Consider the following 24,294-nt stretch of genomic DNA (forward strand, 5'->3'; position numbering starts at 1 on the left):
CAATTAGTAAGAAATTGATATAATGGTTATATCTGCTACAGATAGATGGTCCGTTGGTCAAGGGGTTAAGACACCGCCTTTTCACGGCGGTAACACGGGTTCGAATCCCGTACGGACTATATTATCCGCCATAGCTCAGTTGGTAGTAGCGCATGACTGTTAATCATGATGTCGTAGGTTCGAGTCCTACTGGCGGAGTTAAACAAAAAGAACACCATTGGTGTTCTTTTTTTGTCTCTAATTTGCATCTCCCAACATTTTCATAAGAAAGTTTGTCATTTCTTGTGGACTTTCTTTTTTTCCATGAGCAATCCAGGTTTGGCATACACCAAATAGTGCGTTTGTTAGATAAATACTGCTATACTCTAACTCAATATTGTTTAAATTTAATTGCATAAAGCGTTTTTGGAGGTCAGTGCTAAGCATAATGTGAAGTTTATTTCTCAGGAAGTTTTGTATCTCTTTTGTACCATTTTCAGATAGAAGAGCAGCTAGTAAAGGTTCAGACTCTAAGTATTCAAACACTTCTAGAATAGCATCTCTTTTATGATTTGCGTGTTTTTGGAAAATATACTCAAAGGTATGAAAAAGCTTACTTTGGTAATGTTCAATCATATCATACTTATCTTTGTAATGAGTATAAAAACTAGAACGACTAATTCCGGCTTTTTCTGCCAGCTTAATAGTGCTAATTTGATCAAATGGTTGTTCCGTTAATAATTGAACCATGGCGTTCTCAATAGTACGTTTGGTTTTTAAGCGTTTGTTGCTCTCTTTCATAGTTCCTCCTTGTGAACAAAAATAGACTTAGTGTCTAAAAATGATAATTTTGACTTGTAAATAAGAATTTTTAATGTATAATCTATTATATCAAAATTTTAGACAATATGTGTAAAAAAGGAGACAATATGTTTAAAGAATGGAAAGCAATTTTTAAAAAACCAACCTTTATCATTGTAATGATAGGGATTTCTCTTATTCCTGCTTTATACAACATCATATTTTTATCATCTATGTGGGATCCATATGGCCAATTATCTGAGTTGCCTGTAGCGGTCGTTAATAATGATAAAGAAGCATCTTATAATGGAAACACAATGACTATTGGAAAAGACATGGTGTCCAATTTAGAGCAAAATAAATCATTAGATTTTCATTTTGTCAGTGAAGAAGAAGGTAAGAAGGGTCTAGAAGACGGTGATTACTATATGGTAGTAACTTTACCAAGTGACTTATCTGAAAAGGCTGCTTCTATTCTATCAGATCACCCAGAACAAATGAATATTAACTATCAAACTTCTAGCGGGCATAGTTTCATTGCAAGTAAGATGAGTGATTCTGCCATGACACAGTTAAAACAAAATGTTTCTGCTAATGTAACCGAAACCTATACGAAAGCTTTATTTCAAAAGATGGGAGATTTAAAATCTGGTTTAACGAAGGCAGCTGATGGAAGTGAACAATTGGCCAATGGGGCTAGTCAGTTAGCTGTAGGAAGTCAGACATTGTCTTCTAATCTTGACACTTTAGCTAGTTCAAGTTTAACCTTTTCTGATGGCACAAATCAATTTACAAAAGGGTTGACAACGTATGTAACAGGAGTAAAGCAACTGAATAGTGGCTTAGGTACATTTAATGATGGTTTACAGAACTATACAAGTGCAGTTTCACAGGTTGACACTGGACTCAATCAATTATCTTCCAAGACTCCAGAATTAGTAGCAGGTGTCAATCAGCTAAATACTGGAATGAAGTCATATGCAGGAGGAGTTTCGCAACTGAATACAGGTCTCAATCAATTTTCAGTTGGTGTCAATGCTTACACAAGCGGTGTTGACAAGCTATCTATTGGGGCAAATCAATTATCTAGTCAATCAGACACATTGAGAGACGGTATTACCCAATTAAATAAAGGAATTAAAGAAATTTCGACTCAATTGAATATTTCATCTCAACAAAAAGAGGAAATCACTCAATTAGCAACTAGTTTAGATGAATTGAATAAAGCACTTCAAGCTGTAACTATTTCAGATAATACTGAACTTAAAAGTACAATATCTAATGATTTAGCGAATATATCTACTCTTGCTCAAACTATTGTGACTAATAGTCAAACAGAGCAAGAGAAAACTCTTACCAATCTTCAAGCAACAGCAACTTATCAATCTCTTACTGATACTCAGAAACAAGAACTGACTGCAGCTGTTTCAAATAATTCTAACTCTACGATAGAGTCAGCAAAAGCAATTTTAACGACGGTAGGAGATCTAAAAGAAAATTTGGGAAGTGTAAACCAACCAGTCTCTAATCTTTCTACTTTACAGACTAAAGCAAATCAAGTATTAACTGTGGCGTCTAGTTCCTTGACATCTATGTCAAGTGGATTTACACAGTTGCAAAATGCTTTAGATAATCAGTTAGTTCCTGGAAGTCAATCGATTGAAAATGGAGTTAATGATTATACTAAAGGGTTGGATACTATTTCTTTAGGTGTAAACCAACTAAGTGAAAAGAATAAAACTTTAACAACAAGTTTGGATCAATTGGTTTCTGGATCAAGTAAGTTGACAGAAAACTCTTCAACCTTGACAACTGGTTTGGATTCGCTAGCTGGGAAAACTCCAGAACTAGTAACAGGTATCGAAAAACTCTCATCTGGTTCTAGCCAATTAAATAGTAAGAGTTCAGACTTAATTGCAGGACTTGATAAAATACAGCTAGGTTCTAGTCAATTAACAGACAAATCAAATCAATTGCTTTCAGCTAGCTCTCAGTTAGGAAGTGGAGCAGTGAAAATTGCTGATGGCGCTGGAAAACTAGCAGATGGTGGAACAACTTTAACTGCTGGTATTGAAAGTTTACAAGTAGGAGCTACTGGACTAGAACATGGATTGAACGCTGCTAGCAATCAACTAAAAATAGCATCAACAGAGTCTAGTAATGCAGAAGTATTATCTGAGCCCTTGAGTCTTTCAAAAACAGACAATGATCAGGTTCCTGTAAATGGGATTGCTATGGCTCCTTATATGATATCTGTGGCCCTCTTTGTTGCTGCGTTATCAACAAATATGATTTTTGCTAAGTTACCTTCAGGTCGTCATCCTGAAAGTCGTTGGGCTTGGGTTAAATCTCGTTTCGAAATAAATGGAGTTATAGCTGTTTTAGCAGCTGTCTTAGTCTATGGAGGAGTTCATCTTATCGGTCTAACGGCAAATCATGAAATGAGAACCTTGTTCTTAATCATCATCGCAAGTTTGACCTTTATGTCTATGGTAACCGCGTTAACGACATGGAATAGTCGCTTAGGTGCTTTCTTCTCTCTTATTTTACTATTATTACAATTAGCATCAAGTGCAGGAACTTATCCACTTGCTTTGACTAATGATTTCTTTAAGGCTGTCAATCCTTGGTTACCAATGAGTTATTCAGTTTCAGGATTGAGACAAACAATTTCTATGACAGGGAATGTTCATTATCAGGTAATTTTCCTTCTCGTAACTTTAATTCTATTCATAGGATTAGGTATGCTTGCTTATCAACCTAAAAAAATGGATGAAGATTAAAAAAGTTTCACGTGAAACAATGAATGATTTACAAGTAATTAATAAAAAAACTCAGTTGGTTAATTCAACTGAGTTTTTTAAGTTCTACCTAATCTTTCCAAAGTTCTTTGACTTTTGCTTGAACTTCAGCATTTTCTAAGAATTCATCATATGTTTCATCAATACGATCGATGACGCCGTTTTTAGATAGGACAATAATGTGGTTAGTCAAAGTTTGAATAAACTCATGGTCGTGACTGGCAAAGATGATGGACTCTTTAAAGTTTTTCAATCCATCGTTCAAGCTTGAGATAGATTCCAAGTCTAAGTGATTTGTAGGATCGTCAAGTACAAGAACGTTTGATTTTAAAAGCATGAGTTTTGAGAGCATCACGCGCACTTTTTCTCCCCCTGACAAGACGTTTACAGGTTTGTTAACCTCGTCTCCAGAGAAAAGCATACGGCCTAAGAAACCACGTAGGAAGGTGTTGTCATCTTCTTCTTTACTTGCGAATTGACGGAGCCAGTCAAGGATAGATTCACTGCCAGCAAAATCAGCTGAATTGTCTTTTGGCAAGTAAGAGCGACTAGTTGTAACTCCCCACTTGACAGTCCCTTCATAGTCAATTTCACCCATAATGGCACGAATCAAGGCAGTTGTTTGGATGTCGTTTTGTCCGATAAGAGCTGTCTTGTCACCTGGACGCAAGATGAAGCTGATGTTGTCAAGAATAGTTTCACCGTCAATCTTTACAGATAGATTTTCTACTGTTAAGAGGTCGTTCCCAATTTCACGTTCAGCTTTAAAGCTGATGAATGGATATTTACGACTAGAAGGAACAATTTCCTCTAGCTCAATCTTATCAAGCATTTTTTTACGTGAAGTTGCTTGTCTTGATTTAGAAGCATTAGCAGAGAAACGAGCAACGAATTCTTGAAGTTGTTTGATTTTTTCTTCTGCTTTAGCATTACGGTCTGCTAGTAATTTAGCAGCAAGCTCAGAAGATTCCTTCCAGAAGTCGTAGTTTCCGACATAGAGTTTGATTTTTCCAAAGTCAAGGTCAGCCATGTGAGTACAAACTTTATTTAAGAAGTGACGGTCGTGGGATACGACAATGACAGTATTATCAAAGTCGATTAGGAAATCCTCTAGCCAAGTGATGGATTGAATATCCAGACCATTGGTTGGCTCGTCCAAAAGAAGGACATCTGGTTTACCGAAGAGGGCTTTAGCAAGGAGAACCTTTACTTTGTCGCCATTTGCTAGTTCACTCATATTTTGGTAATGAAGTTCTTCTGGAATATTCAAATTTTGTAAGAGTTGTGAAGCTTCACTTTCTGCTTCCCAACCACCTAGTTCAGCGAATTCTCCTTCAAGTTCAGCTGCGCGAACACCATCTTCATCTGAAAAATCTTCTTTCATATAAATGGCGTCTTTTTCTTTCATGATGTTGTATAGTTTTTCATTACCCATGATAACAACATCAATAACACGCTCATCTTCGTAGTCAAAGTGATTTTGACGAAGTACTGAAAGACGTTCGTCTGGTCCAAGAGAGATATGCCCAGTTGTCGGTTCAATATCTCCAGCTAAGATTTTTAAAAAGGTTGATTTTCCAGCACCGTTGGCACCAATCAAACCATAGGTATTTCCTTCTGTAAATTTGATGTTTACATCATCAAAAAGTTTACGATCACTAAAACGTAGTGAAACATCAGATACTGTTAGCAAAGTTTTTCTCCTATTATATGTAATACTCTAATTCTACTAGAAAATCATCAATTATTCAAATTTTTATTTGTCAATTTTTTGTAAACAAAGTTGACAACCCCTTTACGATTGAAAGGGGTAACATCTCTATTGTTTCAATAAAAAAATTATCTGTCTTTTTATTAAAAAAATGCTATAATTGAAAGGACCATATCAAAGGAGAATAAGATGAGTAAACCCATTATTTTAACAGGAGATCGTCCAACGGGGAAATTACATATTGGGCACTACGTTGGTAGTTTGAAAAATCGTGTCTTACTACAAGAAGAAAATAAATATGACATGTTTGTTTTTTTAGCTGACCAGCAAGCACTAACAGACCATGCAAAAGATCCACAAACTATTGTAGAGTCTATTGGGAATGTTGCTTTGGACTATCTTGCAGTGGGATTAGATCCTAATAAAGCAACGATTTTCATTCAAAGCCAGATTCCAGAATTGGCAGAGCTCTCTATGTATTATATGAACCTAGTTTCATTAGCTCGCTTGGAACGAAATCCAACCGTAAAGACTGAAATTGCTCAAAAAGGCTTTGGTGAAAGTATTCCAACTGGATTTTTAGTTTATCCAGTTGCGCAAGCAGCAGATATTACAGCATTTAAGGCTAACTTGGTTCCAGTAGGGAATGATCAAAAGCCGATGATTGAACAAACACGTGAAATTGTGCGTTCTTTCAACCATGCCTATAACTGTGATGTTTTAGTAGAACCAGAAGGAATTTACCCTGAGCACGAAGGTGCGGGACGTTTACCAGGTCTTGATGGTAATGCCAAAATGTCGAAATCACTTAATAATGGAATTTACCTAGCTGATGATGCAGATACTTTGCGTAAAAAAGTAATGAGTATGTATACAGATCCAGACCATATTCGTGTTGAGGATCCAGGTAAGATTGAAGGAAATATGGTTTTCCATTACTTGGACGTATTCGGTCGACCTGAGGATGCTCAAGAAATTGCTGAAATGAAGGAACATTATCAACGTGGAGGCCTTGGTGATGTTAAGACCAAACGTTACCTACTTGAAATTCTAGAACGTGAACTTGGTCCAATCCGTGAACGTCGCCTAGAATATGCTAAAGATATGGGTGAGGTTTATAATATGCTCCAAAAAGGTAGTGAAAAAGCTCGAGAAGTTGCTGGGCAAACACTATCAGAAGTAAAAGCTGCAATGGGTCTAAATTACTTTCACTAATGGATAAAATATGAACTATAAAACTATTTCTTCTTTAAAATAAGAGGGATAGTTTTTTATTTGTTCTCTTATAAATTTAATTGACAAATTTTCATAGAATGGTATGATAGATACAATACAAAAAGCGTTAAGCTCAAAAATAAAGAAAAGAGGAAACTTCAATGTCTAATTGGGACACTAAATTTTTGAAAAAAGGTTTTACCTTTGATGATGTATTGCTTATTCCAGCAGAGAGTCATGTGTTGCCTAATGATGCGGATTTGACTACAAAATTGGCAGATAATCTGACTTTAAATATCCCAATTATTACAGCTGCAATGGACACTGTAACAGAAAGTCAAATGGCGATTGCTATTGCGCGTGCAGGTGGACTTGGAGTTATCCATAAAAATATGTCTATTGAGCAACAGGCAGATGAGGTTCGTAAGGTAAAACGTTCTGAAAATGGTGTTATCATTGATCCATTCTTCTTGACTCCAGAACATACAATTGCTGAAGCGGATGAACTTATGGGTCGTTACCGTATTAGTGGTATTCCAGTAGTTGAAACACTTGAAAATCGTAAGTTAGTTGGTATTTTGACCAACCGAGATCTGCGTTTCATTTCTGATTACAACCAACCAATTTCAAAACACATGACTAGTGAAAACCTAGTTACTGCTCCGGTTGGTACAGATTTAAAAACTGCTGAGAGTATTCTTCAAGAACACCGTATTGAAAAACTACCTCTAGTTGACGAAGAGGGTCGTCTTTCTGGTTTAATCACCATTAAAGATATCGAGAAAGTGATTGAGTTCCCAAATGCGGCAAAAGATGAATTCGGTCGTCTTCTAGTTGCTGGTGCGGTAGGAGTTACTTCTGATACATTTGAACGTGCGGAAGCACTTTTCGAAGCAGGTGCAGATGCTATTGTTATCGATACAGCCCATGGTCACTCAGCGGGTGTACTTCGTAAAATAGCTGAAATCCGTGCGCATTTCCCAGACCGTACTTTGATTGCTGGGAACATCGCTACTGCTGAAGGTGCGCGTGCTCTTTATGATGCAGGTGTTGACGTTGTTAAAGTCGGTATTGGCCCAGGGTCAATCTGTACAACTCGCGTTATTGCTGGTGTAGGAGTTCCCCAGGTAACAGCAATTTACGATGCAGCAGCAGTTGCTCGTGAATATGGTAAAACAATTATCGCTGATGGTGGAATCAAATATTCTGGAGATATTGTAAAAGCCCTTGCTGCTGGAGGAAACGCAGTGATGCTCGGATCAATGTTTGCAGGAACAGATGAAGCTCCAGGTGAAACTGAGATCTTTCAAGGACGTAAGTTCAAGACATACCGAGGTATGGGTTCAATCGCTGCTATGAGGAAGGGTTCAAGCGACCGTTACTTCCAAGGTTCTGTCAATGAAGCAAACAAACTGGTTCCAGAAGGAATCGAAGGTCGTGTTGCTTATAAAGGTGCAGCAGCTGATATTGTTTTCCAAATGATTGGTGGTATTCGTTCTGGTATGGGTTACTGTGGTGCTGCTAACTTAAAAGAATTACATGACAATGCTCAGTTTATCGAAATGTCAGGTGCGGGTCTAAAAGAAAGCCATCCACACGATGTGCAAATCACTAATGAAGCACCAAACTATTCAATGTAATAAAAAAATCTCCTGTTAAACGGGAGATTTTTTTGTTTTACAAAGATGTAAAGTTTAATTTACAGTTAATTGACCATTATCTACTGTAAAGACGCTCAAGTTATCAGGTAAGTTTTGAAGATGGTCTAAACTAGTAGTTGTAATAAAAGTTTGAATGTTATGAGAAATAGTTTCCAATAATTTAAGTTGACGAGTATTGTCAAGTTCACTCATGACATCGTCAAGTAAAAGAATGGGAGATTCTTTGGTAATGCTCTCCATCAATTCGATTTCAGCAAGTTTTATAGAAAGCACCAAGCTACGATGTTGCCCTTGACTTCCGAAACTTGCTTCCATTCCATTAATCATGAAAATCATATCGTCCCGATGAGGACCAACTCCAGTATTCTTCTTAAATAAATCTCTGGATCTACTTTTTTGAAGTGCTATATAGAAAGATTCAGCCAAATGTTTCTTGTCAACAAAGTTTACAGAAGGTTGATAACGGATTGACAGATTTTCTAACTGATCTGAGATGTCAAAATGTTTTTTCTTGCCAAAGAGTTCCATTTTCTGGATAAAGTCAGCTCGATGATTCATTACACGACAGCCATACTCTATCAGTTGGTCATCAAGAACAGATAGGAAAGTCTCATCTATGTTTTGTGTAGATTTGAGATAGGTATTTCTCTGTTTAAGGATGTGGTTATAACTTGACAGGTCTGACAAGTAAATCGGTTTAATTTGCCCTAATTCTATGTCAATGAATTTACGACGAATGGCCGGAGCGCCTTTGACAAGTTGTAAATCTTCTGGAGCGAATAAGACAACATTCATATGACCAATATAGTCTGATAGGCGAGCTTGTTTTAAGTAATTCACTTTAGTAATTCGCCCTTTTTGTGTTAGGTCAATTTCAAGTGGAATGCTTGCTGTTTTCTTTTGTAAGATTCCAGAAACTTGCAGTTGTTCTTCTTCAAATTGAATTAAATTTTTATCAGTCTTTGTTCGATGACTTCTCGTTAAGGCTAAAAAGTAAATACTTTCGAGAAGATTTGTTTTTCCTTGAGCGTTTCGGCCAACAAATACATTTAATTTTGGATTAAAATTTACTTCAACATCTCGATAGTTACGAAATTGTTTAATGGATAGATTTTTAAGCCACATATTTATCTACCTGGGAAACGTGGTGCAGGTTTTGCTTTTGTTGACTGGTTCTTTTTTGCTGGCTTTTTTTGTACCTTTTTATTCATTTCCTTGACAAGCTTAGCTACACGTTCTTTCTCAAGTTTTTCTATACGAAACTCCTCTATTTCTTCTGATGTTGGTTTAACTAGAATAATTTGAGTTTTTAAATCAGGGATTTCAATAGAATCCCCGATTCTAATTTTCTTGCCTCGACGATTTTCTAATTTTCCATTAAAATATACAAGATGGTCCGCTAAAAAAGATTTAATAGCGCCACCACTTTGTATAACACCAAGGTCTTTCAAAAGAGCTTGGAGAGTAATAAATTCTTCAAATAATTTGTATTCCATAGTTCACCTCAATCTTTGGTATTATACCATATTTTGCACAAAATAGTTGAGAAGAAACTACTGATATGAAAACGATTTTAATTTCAAAAGAGTCAAAGAGAACAGGAAAAATTTTCGTTTTCATGGTATAATAGAACTCTATGTAAAAGGAGGTAAAAGATGGAGTTATTCCCTGGAATTGCAGTGCATTTTATCCAATCTAAAAAGTTTAAGACAAATAAAATAACCATGCGTTTCACAGCTCCATTATCTCTGGATTTAATTTCTGGTCGCATGCTAAGTGCCAGTATGCTTGAAACTGCTAATAAAGGCTATCCAACTGCTCAGGTTCTTAGAAAACATCTGGCAGCATTGTATGGAGCAGATTTATCAACTCATGCTTATAGAAGGGGGCAAAGTCACTTAGTAGACGTGAGTTTGACTTATGTTCGAGATGAATTTTTAAGTAAGAAAAACGTCTTAACTGCTCAGATTTTAGAATTATTGTATCAAGTCATATTTAATCCATTGTCAAATGAAGATGAATTTGAGAACAATGCCTTTGAAATTGAAAAAAAACAATTGTTGGCGAGATTAGAATCAGAATTAGAGGATCCTTTCTTCTTTGCCCATAAAGAATTGGATCAGTTGTTTTTCCAAGAAGAATCAATGCAGTTAGTTCCTAGAGATTTAATTGCCAGAATTTCTGAAGAGACTTCTAAATCTTGCTATTTAAGTTTTCAAAAAATGCTGAAAGAAGATAGGATTGATTTATTCTTTTTAGGTGATTTTAATGAAATTGAAGTTCTAGAAAGTCTGCAGAAATTTAACTTGACAGGTCGTAAAGAAACTGCAAACATTCAATATCAGCAAGGTACTTCAAATGTTCTTAGAGAAGGAATTGCTAGGAAAAACCTGGGTCAGTCTATTCTAGAGATGGGTTATCATAGCACAATTGGTTATGGAGATGATCAAAAGATGGCCTTGCTTCTCGTGAATGGTTTGCTTGGAGCTTTCCCACACTCTAAATTGTTTACCCAAGTTAGGGAAAAGGAAGGGTTGGCCTACACTGTTTCTGGTCACTTAGATCTCTTTAGTGGATTTTTAAGATTGTTTGCTGGGATAAATCGTCAAAACCGAAACAAGGTAAGAAAATTGATGAATGATCAATTGTTAGCTATCAAAAATGGTAGATTTACAGATGCTGAAGTTAATCAAACTAAGGAAATGATTCGTAGGACGATGTTGTTGAGTCAGGATAATCAAGATTCGATTATAGATAGAGAATACTTAAGCCTCTTTTTTGGTAAATCGGTTTTAGACATGGATACTTTGATAGAGAGACTAGAGCAAGTTGACAAGGATGAAATCTGTAGGGCGGCATCTAGTTTGAAATTGCAGGCTATCTATTTTATGGAAGGAGCAGAATGACTAGAGTTACTTTTCAAGAGAAATATTATCCTGCTGTAAAGGAAACTCTTTATCAAGCAAAATTAGAAAATGGATTGACAGTTTCTTTGCTTCCTAAAAATGATTTTAACGAAGTTTATGGTGTAGTAACTGTCTATGTTGGTTCAGTTGACACTGAGTTTACAGCTAGAGATAGAAAAAAGAAAACATATCCTAAGGGAATCGCTCATTTTTTAGAACATAAACTTTTTGAAAGAGAAAATTCTGAAGATATCATGGCTGCATTTACCAAATTAGGTGCAGATAGTAACGCCTTTACAAGCTTTACAAATACAAGTTATCTTTTTTCAACCTCTGAGAATGTCGCTGAGTGTTTGGACTTGCTTGACGAGCTTGTTACTAGCTTTAACATTACTGAAGAATCTGTTGAACGAGAAAAGGATATTATTCAACAAGAACGCGAAATGTATCAGGATGATCCTGATTCTTGCTTGTTCTTTAAAACACTGGCAAATCTATATCCGGAAACTCCACTAGCTTCAGATATTGTTGGGACTGAAGATTCGATAGAAGATATTAGTTTAGAGAATCTACGGGACAATTTTGATGAATTTTACACTCCTGTCAATAGCCAAATTTTCCTCGTTGGAAATTTTGATTTAGAGTTGATGCAGAATTATTTTTCGCAAAAGGATGTTGGAGGTTGTATAGTTCAAAATCCAAAAGAACCAATCGCTTTAAACCCTGTAAAGAAGGTTGAGAGCATTCGTATGGATGTTGCATCACCTAAATTAGCAATAGGAGTCCGAACGAATTCTGATATGGGTCATCAGGATTGCTATCGATATAGCGTTCTATTAAGAGCGTTATTTACGATGATGTTTGGTTGGACCTCTAAAAGATTTCAGAGTTTGTATGAAACTGGGAAATTAGATTCTTCATTATCTTTAGAAGTTGAGATCAATCGACGTTTTAACTTTTTGATGCTGACAATGGACACTAAGGAGCCTGTGTCAATTTCGCATCAATTCCGAAAGACGATTCAGAACTTTGTTACTGATGCAGATATTTCGGAAGAACATCTTGATTTAATCAAAAGTGAAATTTATGGAGAATTTATCCATAGTATGAACTCTTTAGAATTTATTGCGACCCAATATCAGTCACATTCTGACGAAACAACCCTGTTTGATTTACCAAAGATTATACAGGAAATGACCTTGGATGATGTTCTTGAGGTAGGACATCATTTTATCGATAATAGTGAAATAGTTGAATTTACAATTTTTCCACTATAGCTATCGAAATATAAAATAAACTAGAAAGAAGGCATGGTAAGTATGAGAAAAAAAACAATTGGTGAAGTGTTACGTTTAGCAAGAATCAACCAAGGTTTGAGTTTAGAGGAATTGCAGCGCAAGACAGACATTCAACTGAATCTGCTTGAGGCTTTAGAATCAGATGATTTCGACCAATTGCCAAGCCCTTTTTATACACGTTCTTTTTTGAGGAAGTATGCTTGGGCAGTTGAATTGGATGAAAATCTTGTTTTAGATGCTTATGATTCAGGGAGTATGATTACCTATGAGGAAGTTGATGTTGATGAGATAGAACTATCAGGTCGTAGACGTTCTAATCGCAAGAAACGTTCCTTGCTCCCTCTGTTTTACTTTATTCTCTTCTCCTTATCTATTATAATTTTTGTTTCTTATTATGTTTGGAATTACATTCAAACACAACCGACAGCAACAACTTCAGCCAACTATAATGTTGTGACTACGACAACAAGTGCAACAAGTAGTGAAACAACAACTAGCAATCAAACCACTAGCCCATCAAGTTCGAGCGACGCATCAACTGTGACGGTTTCTGGTCAGGGAGATGTTATATCGGTAGAATATAAAACTGCTAAAGATACTGCCGAACTTCAACTATCTGTGACGGATGCAACAAGCTGGATTAGTGTTTCAGATACTGAATTGGCTGGAGGAACAACTCTTGAGCCTAATAATAAGATGGCCAAAACAACAGTTTCTAAAGGCTCTCCAGTAACTATCACATTAGGCGTTGTCAAAGGCGTGAAAATCAAAATCGATAATCAGGAAATTGATACTTCGAAATTAACTGGTCAAACTGGCTGGATTACATTGAAATTAAGTTCAAATTAAGGAAGGATAACATGAAAAAAGAGAATATTCCTAACATACTTACGCTTGGTAGAATTTTATTTATTCCGATTTTTGTTCTCCTTCTATCATTTGGACAGTCTCCTGTGTTACATAAAATAGCAGCAATTATTTTTGCCATTGCCAGTATCACAGATTATCTGGATGGCTATTTAGCTAGAAAATGGCAAGTAGTTAGCAATTTTGGGAAATTTGCGGATCCGATGGCTGATAAGTTGTTGGTTATGTCGGCCTTTATCATGCTAGTAGGTCTAAATATGGCTCCTGCTTGGGTAGTAGCTGTAATCATTTGCCGAGAACTTGCAGTTACTGGGTTGCGACTACTCTTAGTTGAAACTGGTGGAACTGTTTTAGCTGCAGCAATGCCAGGAAAAATCAAAACATTTAGCCAGATGTTTGCGATTATCTTCTTGTTATTTCATTGGAATTTACTTGGTCAGATAACTCTTTATATCGCTTTGTTCTTTACAGTTTATTCTGGTTATGATTACTTCAAGGGAAGCGCGTATTTGTTTAAAGGAACCTTTCGCTAGATATGGAATCTATTATTGAAATTAAGAATCTGTCATTTCGATACCAGGCAGATCAAGAACACTATGATGTTCATAACATTTCGTTTCACGTGAAACGTGGAGAATGGTTGTCTATCGTTGGTCATAATGGTAGTGGAAAATCAACAACTGTTCGCTTGATTGACGGTTTGCTAGAAGCGGAATCTGGAGAAATTTGGATAGACGGTGATTGCCTAACTCCGGAAAACGTCTGGAAAAAAAGACGTAAGATTGGTATGGTATTTCAAAATCCTGATAACCAATTCGTGGGGGCAACCGTAGAAGATGACGTTGCTTTTGGACTAGAAAACCAAGGGATTCCACTTGAAGAGATGAAGAAGCGAGTTTCTGAAGCTCTGTCATTAGTTGGGATGGCTGAATTTTCTAAAAAGGAACCAGCTCGCTTGTCAGGTGGCCAAAAACAGAGAGTGGCTATCGCAGGCGTTGTCGCCTTGCGACCAGACATTTTAATTTTGGATGAGGCTACAAGCATGTTGGATCCAGAGGGGCGTCTAGAGTTGATTAAGATTGTCCAAAAGATTCGCCAAGATCACCAAATGACAGTGATCTCTATTACGCATGACTTAGATGAGGTGGCCATGAGTGACCGTATTTTGGTGATGAAAAAAGGAGAAATCGAATCAACTAGTACTCCTAGAGAACTATTTTCTAGGTCAGATTTAGATCAAATTGGTTTAGATCAACCCTTTGTCAACCAATTAAAAGAATCTCTACGTACTAGTGGCTTGAAATTACCAGAGCACTACCTGACCGAAGGGGAGCTCGAGGAGGCTTTATGGGAATTATTCTAGACAATGTGAGTTATACGTATCAGGAAGGAACACCCTTTGCCTCATCTGCCTTGTCCGACGTTAATTTGTCAATAGAGGATGGATCTTATACAGCAATTATTGGGCATACAGGAAGCGGGAAATCTACAATTCTTCAACTTTTGAATGGTTTGTTGGTTCCCACAAAGGGAAGTGTTCGTGTCTTTGATACATTAATTACATCAACATCCGTCAATAAGCAAATTCGTCAAATTCGCAAACAAGTGGGCTTAGTCTTTCAGTTTGCAGAAAATCAAATCTTTGAGGAGACTGTCTTAAAAGATGTGGCTTTTGGACCTCAAAATTTTGGAGTCTCTGTAGAAGAGGCAGAAGCTATTGCGCGTGAAAAACTAGCTTTAGTAGGAATTGATGAGTCACTCTTTGGACGTAGTCCCTTTGAGCTTTCAGGCGGACAAATGAGAAGGGTTGCGATTGCTGGTATTTTGGCGATGGAGCCTAGCATCTTGGTCTTAGATGAACCAACCGCTGGTTTAGATCCAATTGGTCGAAAAGAGTTAATGGCCTTGTTTAAAAAACTTCATCAGGATGGTATCACGATTGTTTTAGTGACCCATCTGATGGATGACGTGGCCGAATTTGCTGACCAAGTTTATGTGATGGAAAAAGGAAAGTTGGTCAAGAGTGGGAAGCCAAGTCTTGTTTTTCAAAATGTCGAATTCATGGAAAAAATCCAATTAGGTGTTCCAAAAATCACAAGATTTGCTCAAAGGCTAGCTGAACGAGGGGTTTCTTTTAAACAATTGCCGATAACGATAGAGGAGTTTAAGGAGTTCATCAATGGATAACATGATTTTAGGTCGTTACATACCAGGAAATTCGATTGTTCATCGTTTGGATCCTCGTAGTAAGTTAGTGGCAATGATTTTATTGATTATGATCGTTTTTTGGGCCAATAATCCAATAACAAATGTGATCCTTTTCGTTGTAACAGGTATATTTGTAGCCTTATCTGAGGTTCCCTTATCCTTTTTCATAAAAGGTTTGCGGTCTATGTTTTTTCTGATTGCTTTTACAACTCTTTTTCAACTTTTCTTTATCTCTGGTGGAGATGTCTTGTTCGAGATGGGGTTTATTAAAATCACGAGTCATGGCATTGAGCAGGCGGGAATTATTTTTTGCCGCTTTGTGTTGATTATCTTTTTCTCAACTTTGCTTACCTTGACAACCATGCCATTAAGCTTGGCTACAGCAGTTGAGTCCTTGCTTGGACCCTTGAAAAGATTTAAGGTTCCTGTTCATGAAATCGGGCTCATGTTGTCTATGAGTTTACGTTTTGTACCAACCTTAATGGATGATACGATTCGAATTATGAACGCTCAAAAGGCGCGTGGTGTTGATTTTGGAGAAGGAAATATAATCCAAAAAGTTAAGGCTATGATTCCTATTTTGATTCCATTATTCGCTACGAGTTTGAAACGAGCAGATTCTCTTGCTACAGCCATGGAGGCTAGAGGGTATCAAGGTGGGAACGGACGCAGTCAGTACCGGCAGTTGAATTGGATGAATAAAGATAGTGTGGCTTTGCTCCTTGTATGTGTGTTGGGTGGCATTCTATTTTTGTTGAAATCCTAAAGTGAAGTATAGAATACTATAAGGTAGAGGTATGAACCGTTTTAAAAAATCAAAATATATTATTGTTCTATTTGTCGTTATACTAGTAGTTTCTATTTTTTTAGTAACGACAAGATCCAGTACAGTTGTGACAAAAGCTGGAGATGGCATTTCTCTGATAGACAGAATTGTGCAAAAACCATTTCAATGGTTAGAATCTACAAAGTCAGATTTAGGAAATTTGACGAGAGCTTACAATGAGAATGAAACTCTCAAAAAAGAATTCTATCAAATGGAAAAGGAAAAGAATGAAGCAGATCGCTTAAAAGAAGAAAATGAACAACTGCGTCAATTACTAGATATGAAGTCAAAATCAAATGCGACTAAGCTAATTGCTGCGGATGTTATCATGAGAACTCCGGCGACTTGGAAACAAGAGTTAACAGTTAATGTTGGTTCGCAACAAGGTGTATCAACTAGTATGCTTGTTGTTTCTGGTGGAGGATTGGTTGGAAGCGTTGAAAACGTAGAAGACAACTCAACTGTGGTCAATTTATTAACAAATGCTGAAAATACAGAGAAAATTTCTGTTAAAATTCAGCATGGATCTAGTAGTATTTATGGTATTATCGTTGGCTATGATAAGGAAAAAGAACTACTGAAAATTAGTCAGCTAAATAATAGTGGAGATATTAGTAAAGGTGATAAAGTGGTAACTGGAGGTTTGGGGAACTTCAATGTCACAGACATTCCTGTAGGAGAAGTCGTATCTGTGACCCCTACCAATGATTATCTGACAAGAGAAGTTATGGTTAAAATGCATGCTGATCCAATGAATCTTAAAGTCGTAGAGTTAGTGGGGAATCCATCATGAGACTTTTTAAGCAAATAGGGATGTTTTTGCTCTTACCCGTAATCATTTTAATAGATAGCCACTTAGGACAATTTGTAAATAGCTTTTTTCCACATCTTCAAATTGTAAGCCACTTTATCTTCATCTTCTTATTATTCGAGACAATAGAAGTATCAGAATATCTGTTTTTGGCCTATTGCTTGGTTCTAGGACTTATATACGATATCTATTTCTTCCATCTGATAGGGATAGCCAGTCTTCTTTTTGTGATTATTGGAGCAATCGTATATAAAAGCAACTCGGTTATTTTGTCGAATAGATGGACTCGATTGCTAGCAGTTTTAATGATGACTTTTATATTTGAATTTGGTAGCTTTATCCTAGCACATGTGGTAGGATTGACTGCAGAAAATCTACCTGTTTTTATAGTTTATAGTCTGGGTCCTACTATGATATTGAATTTTATATGGATGTTAGTTTTCCAATATATTTTTGAAAAAATATATCTATAAGAAAGAAACAAAACTGTAATAAAGGCGTAATATTTATTAGGCCTTTTTTTGATATACTAGTATTGTCTTTTTAAAGAAGGAGTATTTACACTATGAAGAAAAAAATTCTAGCATCACTCTTATTAAGTACAGTATTGGTTTCACAAGGAACTGTGCTTTCAAGTGTCCAAGCCAATACAACAAATGAAAAAATTGCTGCTCAAGATAGCAAAATTAGTGAATTGACAACACAACAAAAGGAAGCTCAAAAACAAGTTGATGAGATTCAAACTAAAGTAACAGCTATTCAAACAGAACAAGAAAAGTTGCAAGCTGAGAATGAAAAACTTCAAGAAGAGTCTAAAAAACTTGAAGGTGAAATCATAGAGCTTTCAAAAAACATCGTAGCTCGTAATGAATCGCTTGAAAACCAAGCTCGAAGTGCACAAACTAACGGAACTGCTACAAGCTACATTAATACAATTATTAACTCTAACTCAATTACAGAAGCTATTTCTCGTGTAGCAGCTATGAGTGAAATTGTCTCAGCAAACAATAAAATGTTGCAACAACAAAAAGAAGATAAAAAAGCTATCTCTGAAAAACAAGTTGCAAACAATAATGCAATCAACACAGTTATTGCCAATCAGCAAACACTTGCTGATGACGCTCAAGCCTTGACAACAAAACAGGCAGAATTGAAAGCCGCTGAGTTGAATCTTGCAGCAGAAAAAGCTACCGCAGAAAGTGAAAAAGCTACTTTGTTAGAGCAAAAAGCAGCAGCTGAAGCAGAAGCTAAGGCAGCAGCAGAAGCAGAAGCAGCATACAAAGCGAAACAAACAAGTCAACAACAATCACTTGCAGCTTCGGCTAACACAACCTTTGCTGCACAAGTACAAGCAACTTCAAGTTCTTCATCATCAGATGATGAATCAAGCTACACACCTGCAGCAACTACTGTAAGTCAACGACCAACTTATAGTTCAAATGCTTCAAGTTACCCTGTAGGTCAATGTACATGGGGTGCTAAGACTTTGGCTCCATGGGCTGGTGATTATTGGGGTAATGGTGGTCAGTGGGCTACTAGTGCAGCAGCAGCAGGTTTCCGTACAGGTTCTACACCACAAGTTGGAGCAATTGCTTCATGGGATGATGGAGGATACGGACACGTAGCAGTTGTTACAGCAGTTGAATCATCAACTCGTATTCAAGTTTCTGAATGTAACTATGATGGTAGTGGAACTCAACCAATCGGAAATTATCGTGGATGGTTTAATCCGACAGCATCAAGAGGTACTGTAAGATACATTTATCCAAACTAATATACTGATTATTACTAAAATTAGGGTGAGATTTTATTAATCTCACCCTTTGTATAGTGCTGAAAAATAAATTTCATTATATAATTACTTGAACTTATTCTCTATTTTTATAATTTTTTAGTTAAAGTAAAATGAAACTTAGGGATTTAGTACGAGTGTAGCATGTTGATAAAAAAATGGTTTCTAAGGGAGTCGGTGTTGGAGTTATGTTTACGTATAAAATAAATGTTGATGTCAAAGAGTGGGATTTGTTTTTAGAAAATCATCCTCAAGGAAATTTGTTGCAGAGTAGTGATTGGGCCAAGATTAAGGATACTTGGGGGAATGAGAGAGTTGGATTTTATAAAGAGAATCAATTGGTTGGAGTAGCGAACATCTTAATTCAGCCTCTTCCATTAGGATTTTCCATGTTCTATATTCCAAGAGGCCCAGTTATTAATTATGAAGATAAAGAACTTCTGAAATTTGTGATTTTAACATTGAAAAAAATTGCTAAAAAAAGCAATGCAATAATGGTTAAATTTGATCCAAGTTTATTTATCAGTAGAGGTCTTATTGGGCAAGAAACTGTCCAAAATTCTAGGACTTTAGAAATTATTGAAGAACTGAAAAAAAATAAAGTTTATTGGACAGGCTTAACAAAGGATATGGCAGAAAATATACAACCACGTTTTCAAGCTAATATTCATAAAGAGAACTTCTCGTTGGATCAACTATCCAAGTCCACTAGACAGGCAATCCGAACTGCAAGGAATAAAGGATTGGAAGTGAAATTCGGTGGAATTGATTTATTAGATGAATTTTCATTTTTAATGAAGAAAACAGAGTCTCGTAAGAATATCAGTTTACGAGGCAAAGATTATTATCAAAAGTTACTGACTACTTATCCTAATCACTCTTTTATCACACTGAGCTACTTAGATTTACCTAATAGACTGAAAGAAGTTGAGCAGCAACTCGAAAAGAATCTTAAAATAGCGCAGAAATTTACTGATAAAACGAAAGAAGGCAAAATAAAAGAGAATCAGCAAGAGAGAAAACGATTAGAGGAAGAAATTTCTTTTCTTAAGAGCCATATTGATAGAGGGTACAGTGTCGTTCCATTGTCTGGAACTTTAACCATCGAATTTGGGAAAACTTCTGAAAACTTATATGCTGGAATGAATGAGGAATTTAGACATTATCAACCTGCTATTCCTACATGGTTTGAGACAGCTCAACATTCATTTGAACGTGGGGCAGAGACTCATAATATGGGTGGAATTGAAAACAACTTAGAAGGCGGGTTATTTAATTTTAAATCTAAGTTTAATCCCACTATTGAGGAGTTTGCTGGTGAGTTTAACTATCCAACTAGTTCATTATATTTCTTGTTTAATCTAGCTTATAAGATTCGTAAGAAACTTCGAAGTAGATAGCATAAACACCCCTACATTAAATTTTAAAAAATTAGCTATTAGAACATCTCAGCAGTATATGTTGAGATGTTTTAAATTTAGAGCTTTTAAATGGTAATTTAATAAGGAGAAAATAACAAAATCACTTGAAATAAAGCTCCAATTATGATAAAATAAAACTTGTCGTGTGAACGATAATACTCATTCTTGATGAATTGTGAAACTGTTGCCTTTTGGTTGTTTTGCAAGTTGAAATCAAGAAGAGGAAAAAACAAAAAAGGAGAAATACTCATGGCAGTAATTTCAATGAAACAACTTCTTGAGGCTGGTGTACACTTTGGTCACCAAACTCGTCGCTGGAACCCTAAGATGGCTAAGTACATCTTCACTGAGCGTAACGGAATCCACGTTATCGACTTGCAACAAACTGTAAAATACGCTGACCAAGCATACGACTTTATGCGTGATGCAGCAGCTAACGATGCAGTTGTATTGTTTGTTGGTACTAAGAAACAAGCTGCTGACGCTGTTAAAGAAGAAGCAGAACGTTCAGGTCAATACTACATCAACCACCGTTGGTTGGGTGGTACCCTTACTAACTGGGGAACAATCCAAAAACGTATCGCTCGTTTGAAAGAAATCAAACGCATGGAAGAAGAAGGAATCTTCGACGTTCTTCCTAAGAAAGAAGTTGCACTTCTTAACAAACAACGCGCTCGTCTTGAAAAATTCTTGGGTGGTATCGAAGACATGCCTCGCATCCCAGATGTAATGTACGTAGTTGACCCACATAAAGAGCAAATCGCTGTTAAAGAAGCTAAAAAATTGGGTATCCCAGTTGTAGCGATGGTTGACACAAACACTGACCCAGATGATATCGATGTAATCATCCCAGCTAACGATGACGCTATCCGCGCGGTTAAGTTGATTACAGCTAAATTGGCAGACGCTATCATCGAAGGTCGCCAAGGTGAAGATGCTGTAGCAGCAGTTGAAGCAGAATTTGCAGCTTCAGAAGCTCAAGCAGACTCAATCGAAGAAATCGTTGAAGTTGTAGAAGGCGACAACGCTTAATTCAAATAAGTAATCATTACCTAGGAGGGCGGGGCTTAGCCCGGCTCTCCTATTTTTTAAAAATATAGGAGAATCAAAATGGCAGAAATTACAGCTAAACTTGTTAAAGAGTTGCGTGAAAAATCTGGTGCTGGTGTCATGGACGCTAAGAAAGCATTGGTCGAAGTTGAAGGTGATATCGAAAAAGCGATTGAATTGCTTCGCGAAAAAGGTATGGCTAAGGCAGCTAAAAAAGCTGACCGTGTTGCTGCTGAAGGTTTGACTGGTGTTTATGTGAACGGTAACGTTGCAGCAGTTGTTGAAGTAAATGCTGAAACTGACTTCGTTGCGAAAAACGCTCAATTTGTTGAGTTGGTAAACGCAACAGCTAAAGCAATCGCTGAAGGAAAACCAGCTAACAACGAAGAAGCTCTTGCTTTGACAATGCCTTCAGGTGAAACTCTGGAAGCAGCTTATGTGTCTGCAACAGCGACTATCGGAGAAAAAATCTCATTCCGTCGCTTTGCTTTGATTGAAAAAACAGATGCACAACACTTTGGAGCTTACCAACACAACGGTGGACGTATCGGTGTTATCTCTGTAATCGAAGGTGGAGATGAAGCACTTGCTAAACAAATCTCAATGCACATCGCTGCTATGAAACCAACAGTTCTTTCATACAAAGAATTGGATGAGCAATTTGTTAAAGATGAGTTGGCACAATTGAACCACGTTATCGACCAAGATAATGAAAGCCGTGCTATGGTTGGTAAACCAGCTCTTCCACACTTGGCATACGGATCTAAAGCTCAATTGACTGATGAAGTAATCGCTCAAGCTGAAGAAGCTATCAAAGCTGAATTGGCTGCAGAAGGTAAACCAGAAAAAATCTGGGATAAAATCATCCCAGGTAAAATGGATCGCTTCATGCTTGACAACACTAAAGTTGACCAAGCTTACACACTTCTTGCACAAGTTTACATCATGGATGACAGCAAGACAGTTGAAGCTTACCTTGAATCAGTTAACGCTTCAGTAGTTGAGTTCGCTCGCTTTGAAGTTGGTGAAGGTATCGAAAAAGCTGCAAACGACTTTGAAGCAGAAGTTGCAGCTACAATGGCAGCAGCCTTGAATAACTAATAATAAAAAGAGGAAGCAGATTTGCTTCCTCTTTCTTATAGAAAAAATTACAAAGCCCTTGTTAAAGGGCTTTGTGTATTTAGGAGACTAGACTTCGAACTCATAGAGCGCTGTAGATAGGTAACGTTCTCCGTTATCTGGTGCAAGCGCAAGGACTTTTTTACCTGCCCCTAGTTTTTTAGCAACTTCGATTGCTGCATAGATAGCTGCGGCAGAAGAAATACCTACCAAGAAGCCTTCTTTTCCACCAATTTCGCGACCAAGTGCAAGAGCATTGTCTGATGTCACGCGAACGATACCATCATAAGCTTCTGTATCAAGTGTTTCTGGGATGAATCCTGCAGAGATACCTTGAATTTTGTGAGGTCCTGGTTTTTCACCTGATAAGATTGCTGACTCGTCTGCCTCAACTGCAAATACTTGAATGCCTGAATTAGCCGATTTAAGAGCGTGAGAGACACCAGAAATAGTTCCTCCAGTACCAACACCAGCAACAAAGGCATCTAAACCATCAGCTCCGAAATCAGCTAGAATTTCAGCTCCTGTTGTTCTTTCGTGAACTTCTGGGTTAGCTTGGTTATTAAACTGTAATGGTAGGAAACCATCGCGTTCAGCAGCAATTTCTTGCGCTTTTGCAATCGCACCTTTCATTCCTTCGCTACCGGGAGTGAGGACTAGTTCAGCACCATAAGCTTGGATGATCTTGCGGCGTTCAACACTCATTGTTTCAGGCATAACAATGACAACTTTATAACCTTTAGCAGCACCAACCCATGAAAGACCGATACCAGTGTTCCCACTTGTTGCTTCTACAATTGTAGAGCCTGGTTTCAGTTTACCCTCTTGTTCTGCTTTTTCAATCATACTAAGAGCAATGCGGTCTTTAACGGATGAACCTGGGTTAAAAGCTTCTAGTTTTACGTAAACGTCTGCTGCACCTTCTGGTACAATGTTATTCAATTTAACAATCGGTGTTTTTCCGATAAGTTCTGTGATATTGTTATAAATAGCCATGTTAGCACCTCTTTATATAAGATGTTTCTAGTATAACGCTATCTTAAACTTTTGTAAAATATAGAAATCCTATCGAAGCGATAGGATTTTTTTATAACAATCTGAAAAATAGTCAGTGTAAATCTAAAAATTGAGGGAAGATATTTAAAAGTGCTTTACACAAGGTTTACAGGGACTTCAACTTCTCGTAAGCCCTGATCTGTTAGGATAACTTTCCCATTAAAAAATTCTATAAGGGCAGCTCTGGTATCCTCTTTATCTTCTTTATCGACAAAGATAATTGTGTCAACTTGATCTGTGAAGTTGGTTTCGAGTTCCATAAGATTATGTTCTTTAAGAAAATTCCCATACTCTTGATATTGAGCATAGCTCATTTGAATTTGAATCCCTGTTTGTTCTTTAATTTCAACAATTCCAATTTCTTTGACAGCAAAGGCAACACTACCTGCATAAGCGCGAATAAGACCTCCTGCTCCCAATTTGATACCACCAAAATATCTGGTAACAACTACACAAACATTGGTCAAATTGTGATTTTCTAGAACTCCTAGCATAGGTACACCAGCAGTTCCACTTGGCTCCCCATCATCACTGGTTCGCTTGATTTCACTGCGCTCACCGATAATAAAAGCAGAGCAGTTGTGGGTAGCCTTATAGTGTTCTTTTTTGATAGCAGTGATAAAGGCACGAGCTTCTTCTTCACTACAGACACGTTTTACATGACAAATAAATCGTGATTTTTTGATTTCTTCTTGGACTTGTCCGTCCTCTTTTATCGTTCTAAATTCCATATTTTTATTGTACTAAAAAATAGTCTAAAGTTCTAGATTTT

General features: G+C 36.9%; 22 protein-coding genes and 2 tRNA genes. 18 read left to right on the forward strand and 6 right to left on the reverse strand.

What is annotated here, in order from left to right; translation table 11 throughout:
- The first annotated feature begins 47 nt into the window (after positions 1-47).
- Both ACLNCS_RS07030 and ACLNCS_RS07035 read left to right on the forward strand, forming a co-directional pair.
- A tRNA-Glu gene (locus ACLNCS_RS07030) sits at positions 48-119 on the forward strand.
- Positions 120-124: 5 nt separating this feature from the next.
- Positions 125-198, forward strand: a tRNA-Asn gene (locus ACLNCS_RS07035).
- 39 nt (positions 199-237) lie between these two features.
- Here ACLNCS_RS07035 and ACLNCS_RS07040 read toward each other — a convergent pair.
- The gene (locus ACLNCS_RS07040) at positions 238-780 is read right to left on the reverse strand and encodes a TetR/AcrR family transcriptional regulator (protein ID WP_004250951.1); all 543 of its coding nucleotides are present in this window, start codon (positions 778-780) and stop codon (positions 238-240) included.
- 128 nt (positions 781-908) lie between these two features.
- On the opposite strand from ACLNCS_RS07040, the gene ACLNCS_RS07045 reads away from it, so the two are divergent.
- Positions 909-3,563, forward strand: coding sequence for a YhgE/Pip domain-containing protein (locus tag ACLNCS_RS07045; RefSeq protein ID WP_004250953.1), 2,655 nt, complete (start codon positions 909-911; stop codon positions 3,561-3,563).
- A gap of 88 nt (positions 3,564-3,651) precedes the next feature.
- On the opposite strand, the gene ACLNCS_RS07050 is transcribed toward ACLNCS_RS07045, so the two are convergent.
- Positions 3,652-5,274: an ATP-binding cassette domain-containing protein gene (locus ACLNCS_RS07050; RefSeq protein WP_004250954.1), complete on the reverse strand. Its 1,623-nt coding sequence runs from the start codon at positions 5,272-5,274 to the stop codon at positions 3,652-3,654.
- A gap of 207 nt (positions 5,275-5,481) precedes the next feature.
- On the opposite strand from ACLNCS_RS07050, the gene trpS reads away from it, so the two are divergent.
- Complete coding sequence (gene trpS / locus ACLNCS_RS07055) at positions 5,482-6,507, forward strand: tryptophan--tRNA ligase (protein WP_004250956.1); 1,026 nt, start codon at positions 5,482-5,484, stop codon at positions 6,505-6,507.
- Between the two features lie 161 nt (positions 6,508-6,668).
- Positions 6,669-8,147, forward strand: coding sequence for an IMP dehydrogenase (gene guaB / locus ACLNCS_RS07060; protein WP_004250957.1), 1,479 nt, complete (start codon positions 6,669-6,671; stop codon positions 8,145-8,147).
- A gap of 54 nt (positions 8,148-8,201) precedes the next feature.
- Here the strand turns inward: guaB and recF are convergent, their stop codons facing one another.
- Both recF and yaaA read right to left on the reverse strand, forming a co-directional pair.
- Positions 8,202-9,293 carry a DNA replication/repair protein RecF gene (recF, locus tag ACLNCS_RS07065; RefSeq protein ID WP_004250959.1) on the reverse strand — a complete coding sequence of 364 codons (1,092 nt, stop codon included), beginning with the start codon at positions 9,291-9,293 and terminating at the stop codon, positions 8,202-8,204.
- A 2-nt stretch (positions 9,294-9,295) separates the two neighbouring features.
- A complete protein-coding gene (gene yaaA / locus ACLNCS_RS07070) occupies positions 9,296-9,664 on the reverse strand; it encodes a S4 domain-containing protein YaaA (protein ID WP_004250960.1) in 369 nt (122 codons plus the stop codon).
- 159 nt (positions 9,665-9,823) lie between these two features.
- Between yaaA and yfmF the strand changes: the two genes are divergently transcribed.
- From yfmF to tsf, 13 genes are all read left to right on the forward strand, one after another.
- Positions 9,824-11,074 (forward strand): EF-P 5-aminopentanol modification-associated protein YfmF, encoded by a 1,251-nt coding sequence (yfmF, locus tag ACLNCS_RS07075; RefSeq protein WP_004250962.1) that lies wholly within the window; start codon positions 9,824-9,826, stop codon positions 11,072-11,074.
- Positions 11,071-12,351, forward strand: a complete 1,281-nt coding sequence (yfmH, locus tag ACLNCS_RS07080; RefSeq protein ID WP_424847991.1) for an EF-P 5-aminopentanol modification-associated protein YfmH — start codon at positions 11,071-11,073, stop codon at positions 12,349-12,351. The genes yfmF and yfmH overlap by 4 nt, the downstream gene beginning before the upstream one ends.
- Before the next feature lie 42 nt (positions 12,352-12,393).
- Entirely contained in the window at positions 12,394-13,221 is an 828-nt protein-coding gene (rodZ, locus tag ACLNCS_RS07085; protein ID WP_006155809.1) for a cytoskeleton protein RodZ, read from the forward strand.
- An 11-nt stretch (positions 13,222-13,232) separates the two neighbouring features.
- Positions 13,233-13,772 carry a CDP-diacylglycerol--glycerol-3-phosphate 3-phosphatidyltransferase gene (pgsA, locus tag ACLNCS_RS07090; RefSeq protein ID WP_004250966.1) on the forward strand — a complete coding sequence of 180 codons (540 nt, stop codon included), beginning with the start codon at positions 13,233-13,235 and terminating at the stop codon, positions 13,770-13,772.
- Positions 13,773-13,774: 2 nt separating this feature from the next.
- Positions 13,775-14,602 carry an energy-coupling factor ABC transporter ATP-binding protein gene (locus ACLNCS_RS07095; RefSeq protein ID WP_004250968.1) on the forward strand — a complete coding sequence of 276 codons (828 nt, stop codon included), beginning with the start codon at positions 13,775-13,777 and terminating at the stop codon, positions 14,600-14,602.
- Positions 14,587-15,426, forward strand: coding sequence for an energy-coupling factor transporter ATPase (locus tag ACLNCS_RS07100; RefSeq protein WP_070677804.1), 840 nt, complete (start codon positions 14,587-14,589; stop codon positions 15,424-15,426). The genes ACLNCS_RS07095 and ACLNCS_RS07100 overlap by 16 nt, the downstream gene beginning before the upstream one ends.
- The gene (locus ACLNCS_RS07105) at positions 15,419-16,213 is read left to right on the forward strand and encodes an energy-coupling factor transporter transmembrane component T family protein (RefSeq protein WP_070677806.1); all 795 of its coding nucleotides are present in this window, start codon (positions 15,419-15,421) and stop codon (positions 16,211-16,213) included. The genes ACLNCS_RS07100 and ACLNCS_RS07105 overlap by 8 nt, the downstream gene beginning before the upstream one ends.
- A 31-nt stretch (positions 16,214-16,244) precedes the next feature.
- Positions 16,245-17,066 (forward strand): rod shape-determining protein MreC, encoded by an 822-nt coding sequence (mreC, locus tag ACLNCS_RS07110; RefSeq protein WP_070677808.1) that lies wholly within the window; start codon positions 16,245-16,247, stop codon positions 17,064-17,066.
- Positions 17,063-17,557 carry a rod shape-determining protein MreD gene (gene mreD, locus ACLNCS_RS07115; protein WP_070677810.1) on the forward strand — a complete coding sequence of 165 codons (495 nt, stop codon included), beginning with the start codon at positions 17,063-17,065 and terminating at the stop codon, positions 17,555-17,557. The genes mreC and mreD overlap by 4 nt, the downstream gene beginning before the upstream one ends.
- 92 nt (positions 17,558-17,649) lie before the next feature.
- Complete coding sequence (gene pcsB / locus ACLNCS_RS07120; protein WP_004250976.1) at positions 17,650-18,858, forward strand: peptidoglycan hydrolase PcsB; 1,209 nt, start codon at positions 17,650-17,652, stop codon at positions 18,856-18,858.
- Between the two features lie 206 nt (positions 18,859-19,064).
- Complete coding sequence (locus ACLNCS_RS07125; RefSeq protein WP_074324773.1) at positions 19,065-20,276, forward strand: aminoacyltransferase; 1,212 nt, start codon at positions 19,065-19,067, stop codon at positions 20,274-20,276.
- A 270-nt stretch (positions 20,277-20,546) separates the two neighbouring features.
- Positions 20,547-21,329 carry a 30S ribosomal protein S2 gene (gene rpsB, locus ACLNCS_RS07130; protein ID WP_004250981.1) on the forward strand — a complete coding sequence of 261 codons (783 nt, stop codon included), beginning with the start codon at positions 20,547-20,549 and terminating at the stop codon, positions 21,327-21,329.
- Between the two features lie 78 nt (positions 21,330-21,407).
- On the forward strand, positions 21,408-22,448 hold the full coding sequence (tsf, locus tag ACLNCS_RS07135; protein WP_004250982.1) for a translation elongation factor Ts: 1,041 nt from the start codon (positions 21,408-21,410) through the stop codon (positions 22,446-22,448).
- An 87-nt stretch (positions 22,449-22,535) separates the two neighbouring features.
- Here the strand turns inward: tsf and cysK are convergent, their stop codons facing one another.
- Positions 22,536-23,462 (reverse strand): cysteine synthase A, encoded by a 927-nt coding sequence (gene cysK / locus ACLNCS_RS07140; protein ID WP_004250984.1) that lies wholly within the window; start codon positions 23,460-23,462, stop codon positions 22,536-22,538.
- A gap of 155 nt (positions 23,463-23,617) precedes the next feature.
- On the reverse strand, positions 23,618-24,253 hold the full coding sequence (locus tag ACLNCS_RS07145; protein WP_004250985.1) for a YigZ family protein: 636 nt from the start codon (positions 24,251-24,253) through the stop codon (positions 23,618-23,620).
- Positions 24,254-24,294 lie beyond the last annotated feature (41 nt).

The organism is Streptococcus sp. CL9.43, assembly GCF_049737935.1.
In the GTDB taxonomy this organism is placed as follows: domain Bacteria; phylum Bacillota; class Bacilli; order Lactobacillales; family Streptococcaceae; genus Streptococcus; species Streptococcus infantis_I.

Bases quoted from the DNA above. Each gene is read 5' to 3' on its own strand.
- ACLNCS_RS07040 (WP_004250951.1), bottom strand. From the start codon at position 780: ATGAAAGAGAGCAACAAACGCTTAAAAACCAAACGTACTATTGAGAAC.
- ACLNCS_RS07045 (WP_004250953.1), top strand. From the start codon at position 909: ATGTTTAAAGAATGGAAAGCAATTTTTAAAAAACCAACCTTTATCATT.
- trpS (WP_004250956.1), top strand. From the start codon at position 5,482: ATGAGTAAACCCATTATTTTAACAGGAGATCGTCCAACGGGGAAATTA.
- guaB (WP_004250957.1), top strand. From the start codon at position 6,669: ATGTCTAATTGGGACACTAAATTTTTGAAAAAAGGTTTTACCTTTGAT.
- recF (WP_004250959.1), bottom strand. From the start codon at position 9,293: ATGTGGCTTAAAAATCTATCCATTAAACAATTTCGTAACTATCGAGAT.
- yaaA (WP_004250960.1), bottom strand. From the start codon at position 9,664: ATGGAATACAAATTATTTGAAGAATTTATTACTCTCCAAGCTCTTTTG.
- yfmF (WP_004250962.1), top strand. From the start codon at position 9,824: ATGGAGTTATTCCCTGGAATTGCAGTGCATTTTATCCAATCTAAAAAG.
- yfmH (WP_424847991.1), top strand. From the start codon at position 11,071: ATGACTAGAGTTACTTTTCAAGAGAAATATTATCCTGCTGTAAAGGAA.
- rodZ (WP_006155809.1), top strand. From the start codon at position 12,394: ATGAGAAAAAAAACAATTGGTGAAGTGTTACGTTTAGCAAGAATCAAC.
- pgsA (WP_004250966.1), top strand. From the start codon at position 13,233: ATGAAAAAAGAGAATATTCCTAACATACTTACGCTTGGTAGAATTTTA.
- ACLNCS_RS07095 (WP_004250968.1), top strand. From the start codon at position 13,775: ATGGAATCTATTATTGAAATTAAGAATCTGTCATTTCGATACCAGGCA.
- ACLNCS_RS07100 (WP_070677804.1), top strand. From the start codon at position 14,587: ATGGGAATTATTCTAGACAATGTGAGTTATACGTATCAGGAAGGAACA.
- ACLNCS_RS07105 (WP_070677806.1), top strand. From the start codon at position 15,419: ATGGATAACATGATTTTAGGTCGTTACATACCAGGAAATTCGATTGTT.
- mreC (WP_070677808.1), top strand. From the start codon at position 16,245: ATGAACCGTTTTAAAAAATCAAAATATATTATTGTTCTATTTGTCGTT.
- mreD (WP_070677810.1), top strand. From the start codon at position 17,063: ATGAGACTTTTTAAGCAAATAGGGATGTTTTTGCTCTTACCCGTAATC.
- pcsB (WP_004250976.1), top strand. From the start codon at position 17,650: ATGAAGAAAAAAATTCTAGCATCACTCTTATTAAGTACAGTATTGGTT.
- ACLNCS_RS07125 (WP_074324773.1), top strand. From the start codon at position 19,065: ATGTTTACGTATAAAATAAATGTTGATGTCAAAGAGTGGGATTTGTTT.
- rpsB (WP_004250981.1), top strand. From the start codon at position 20,547: ATGGCAGTAATTTCAATGAAACAACTTCTTGAGGCTGGTGTACACTTT.
- tsf (WP_004250982.1), top strand. From the start codon at position 21,408: ATGGCAGAAATTACAGCTAAACTTGTTAAAGAGTTGCGTGAAAAATCT.
- cysK (WP_004250984.1), bottom strand. From the start codon at position 23,462: ATGGCTATTTATAACAATATCACAGAACTTATCGGAAAAACACCGATT.
- ACLNCS_RS07145 (WP_004250985.1), bottom strand. From the start codon at position 24,253: ATGGAATTTAGAACGATAAAAGAGGACGGACAAGTCCAAGAAGAAATC.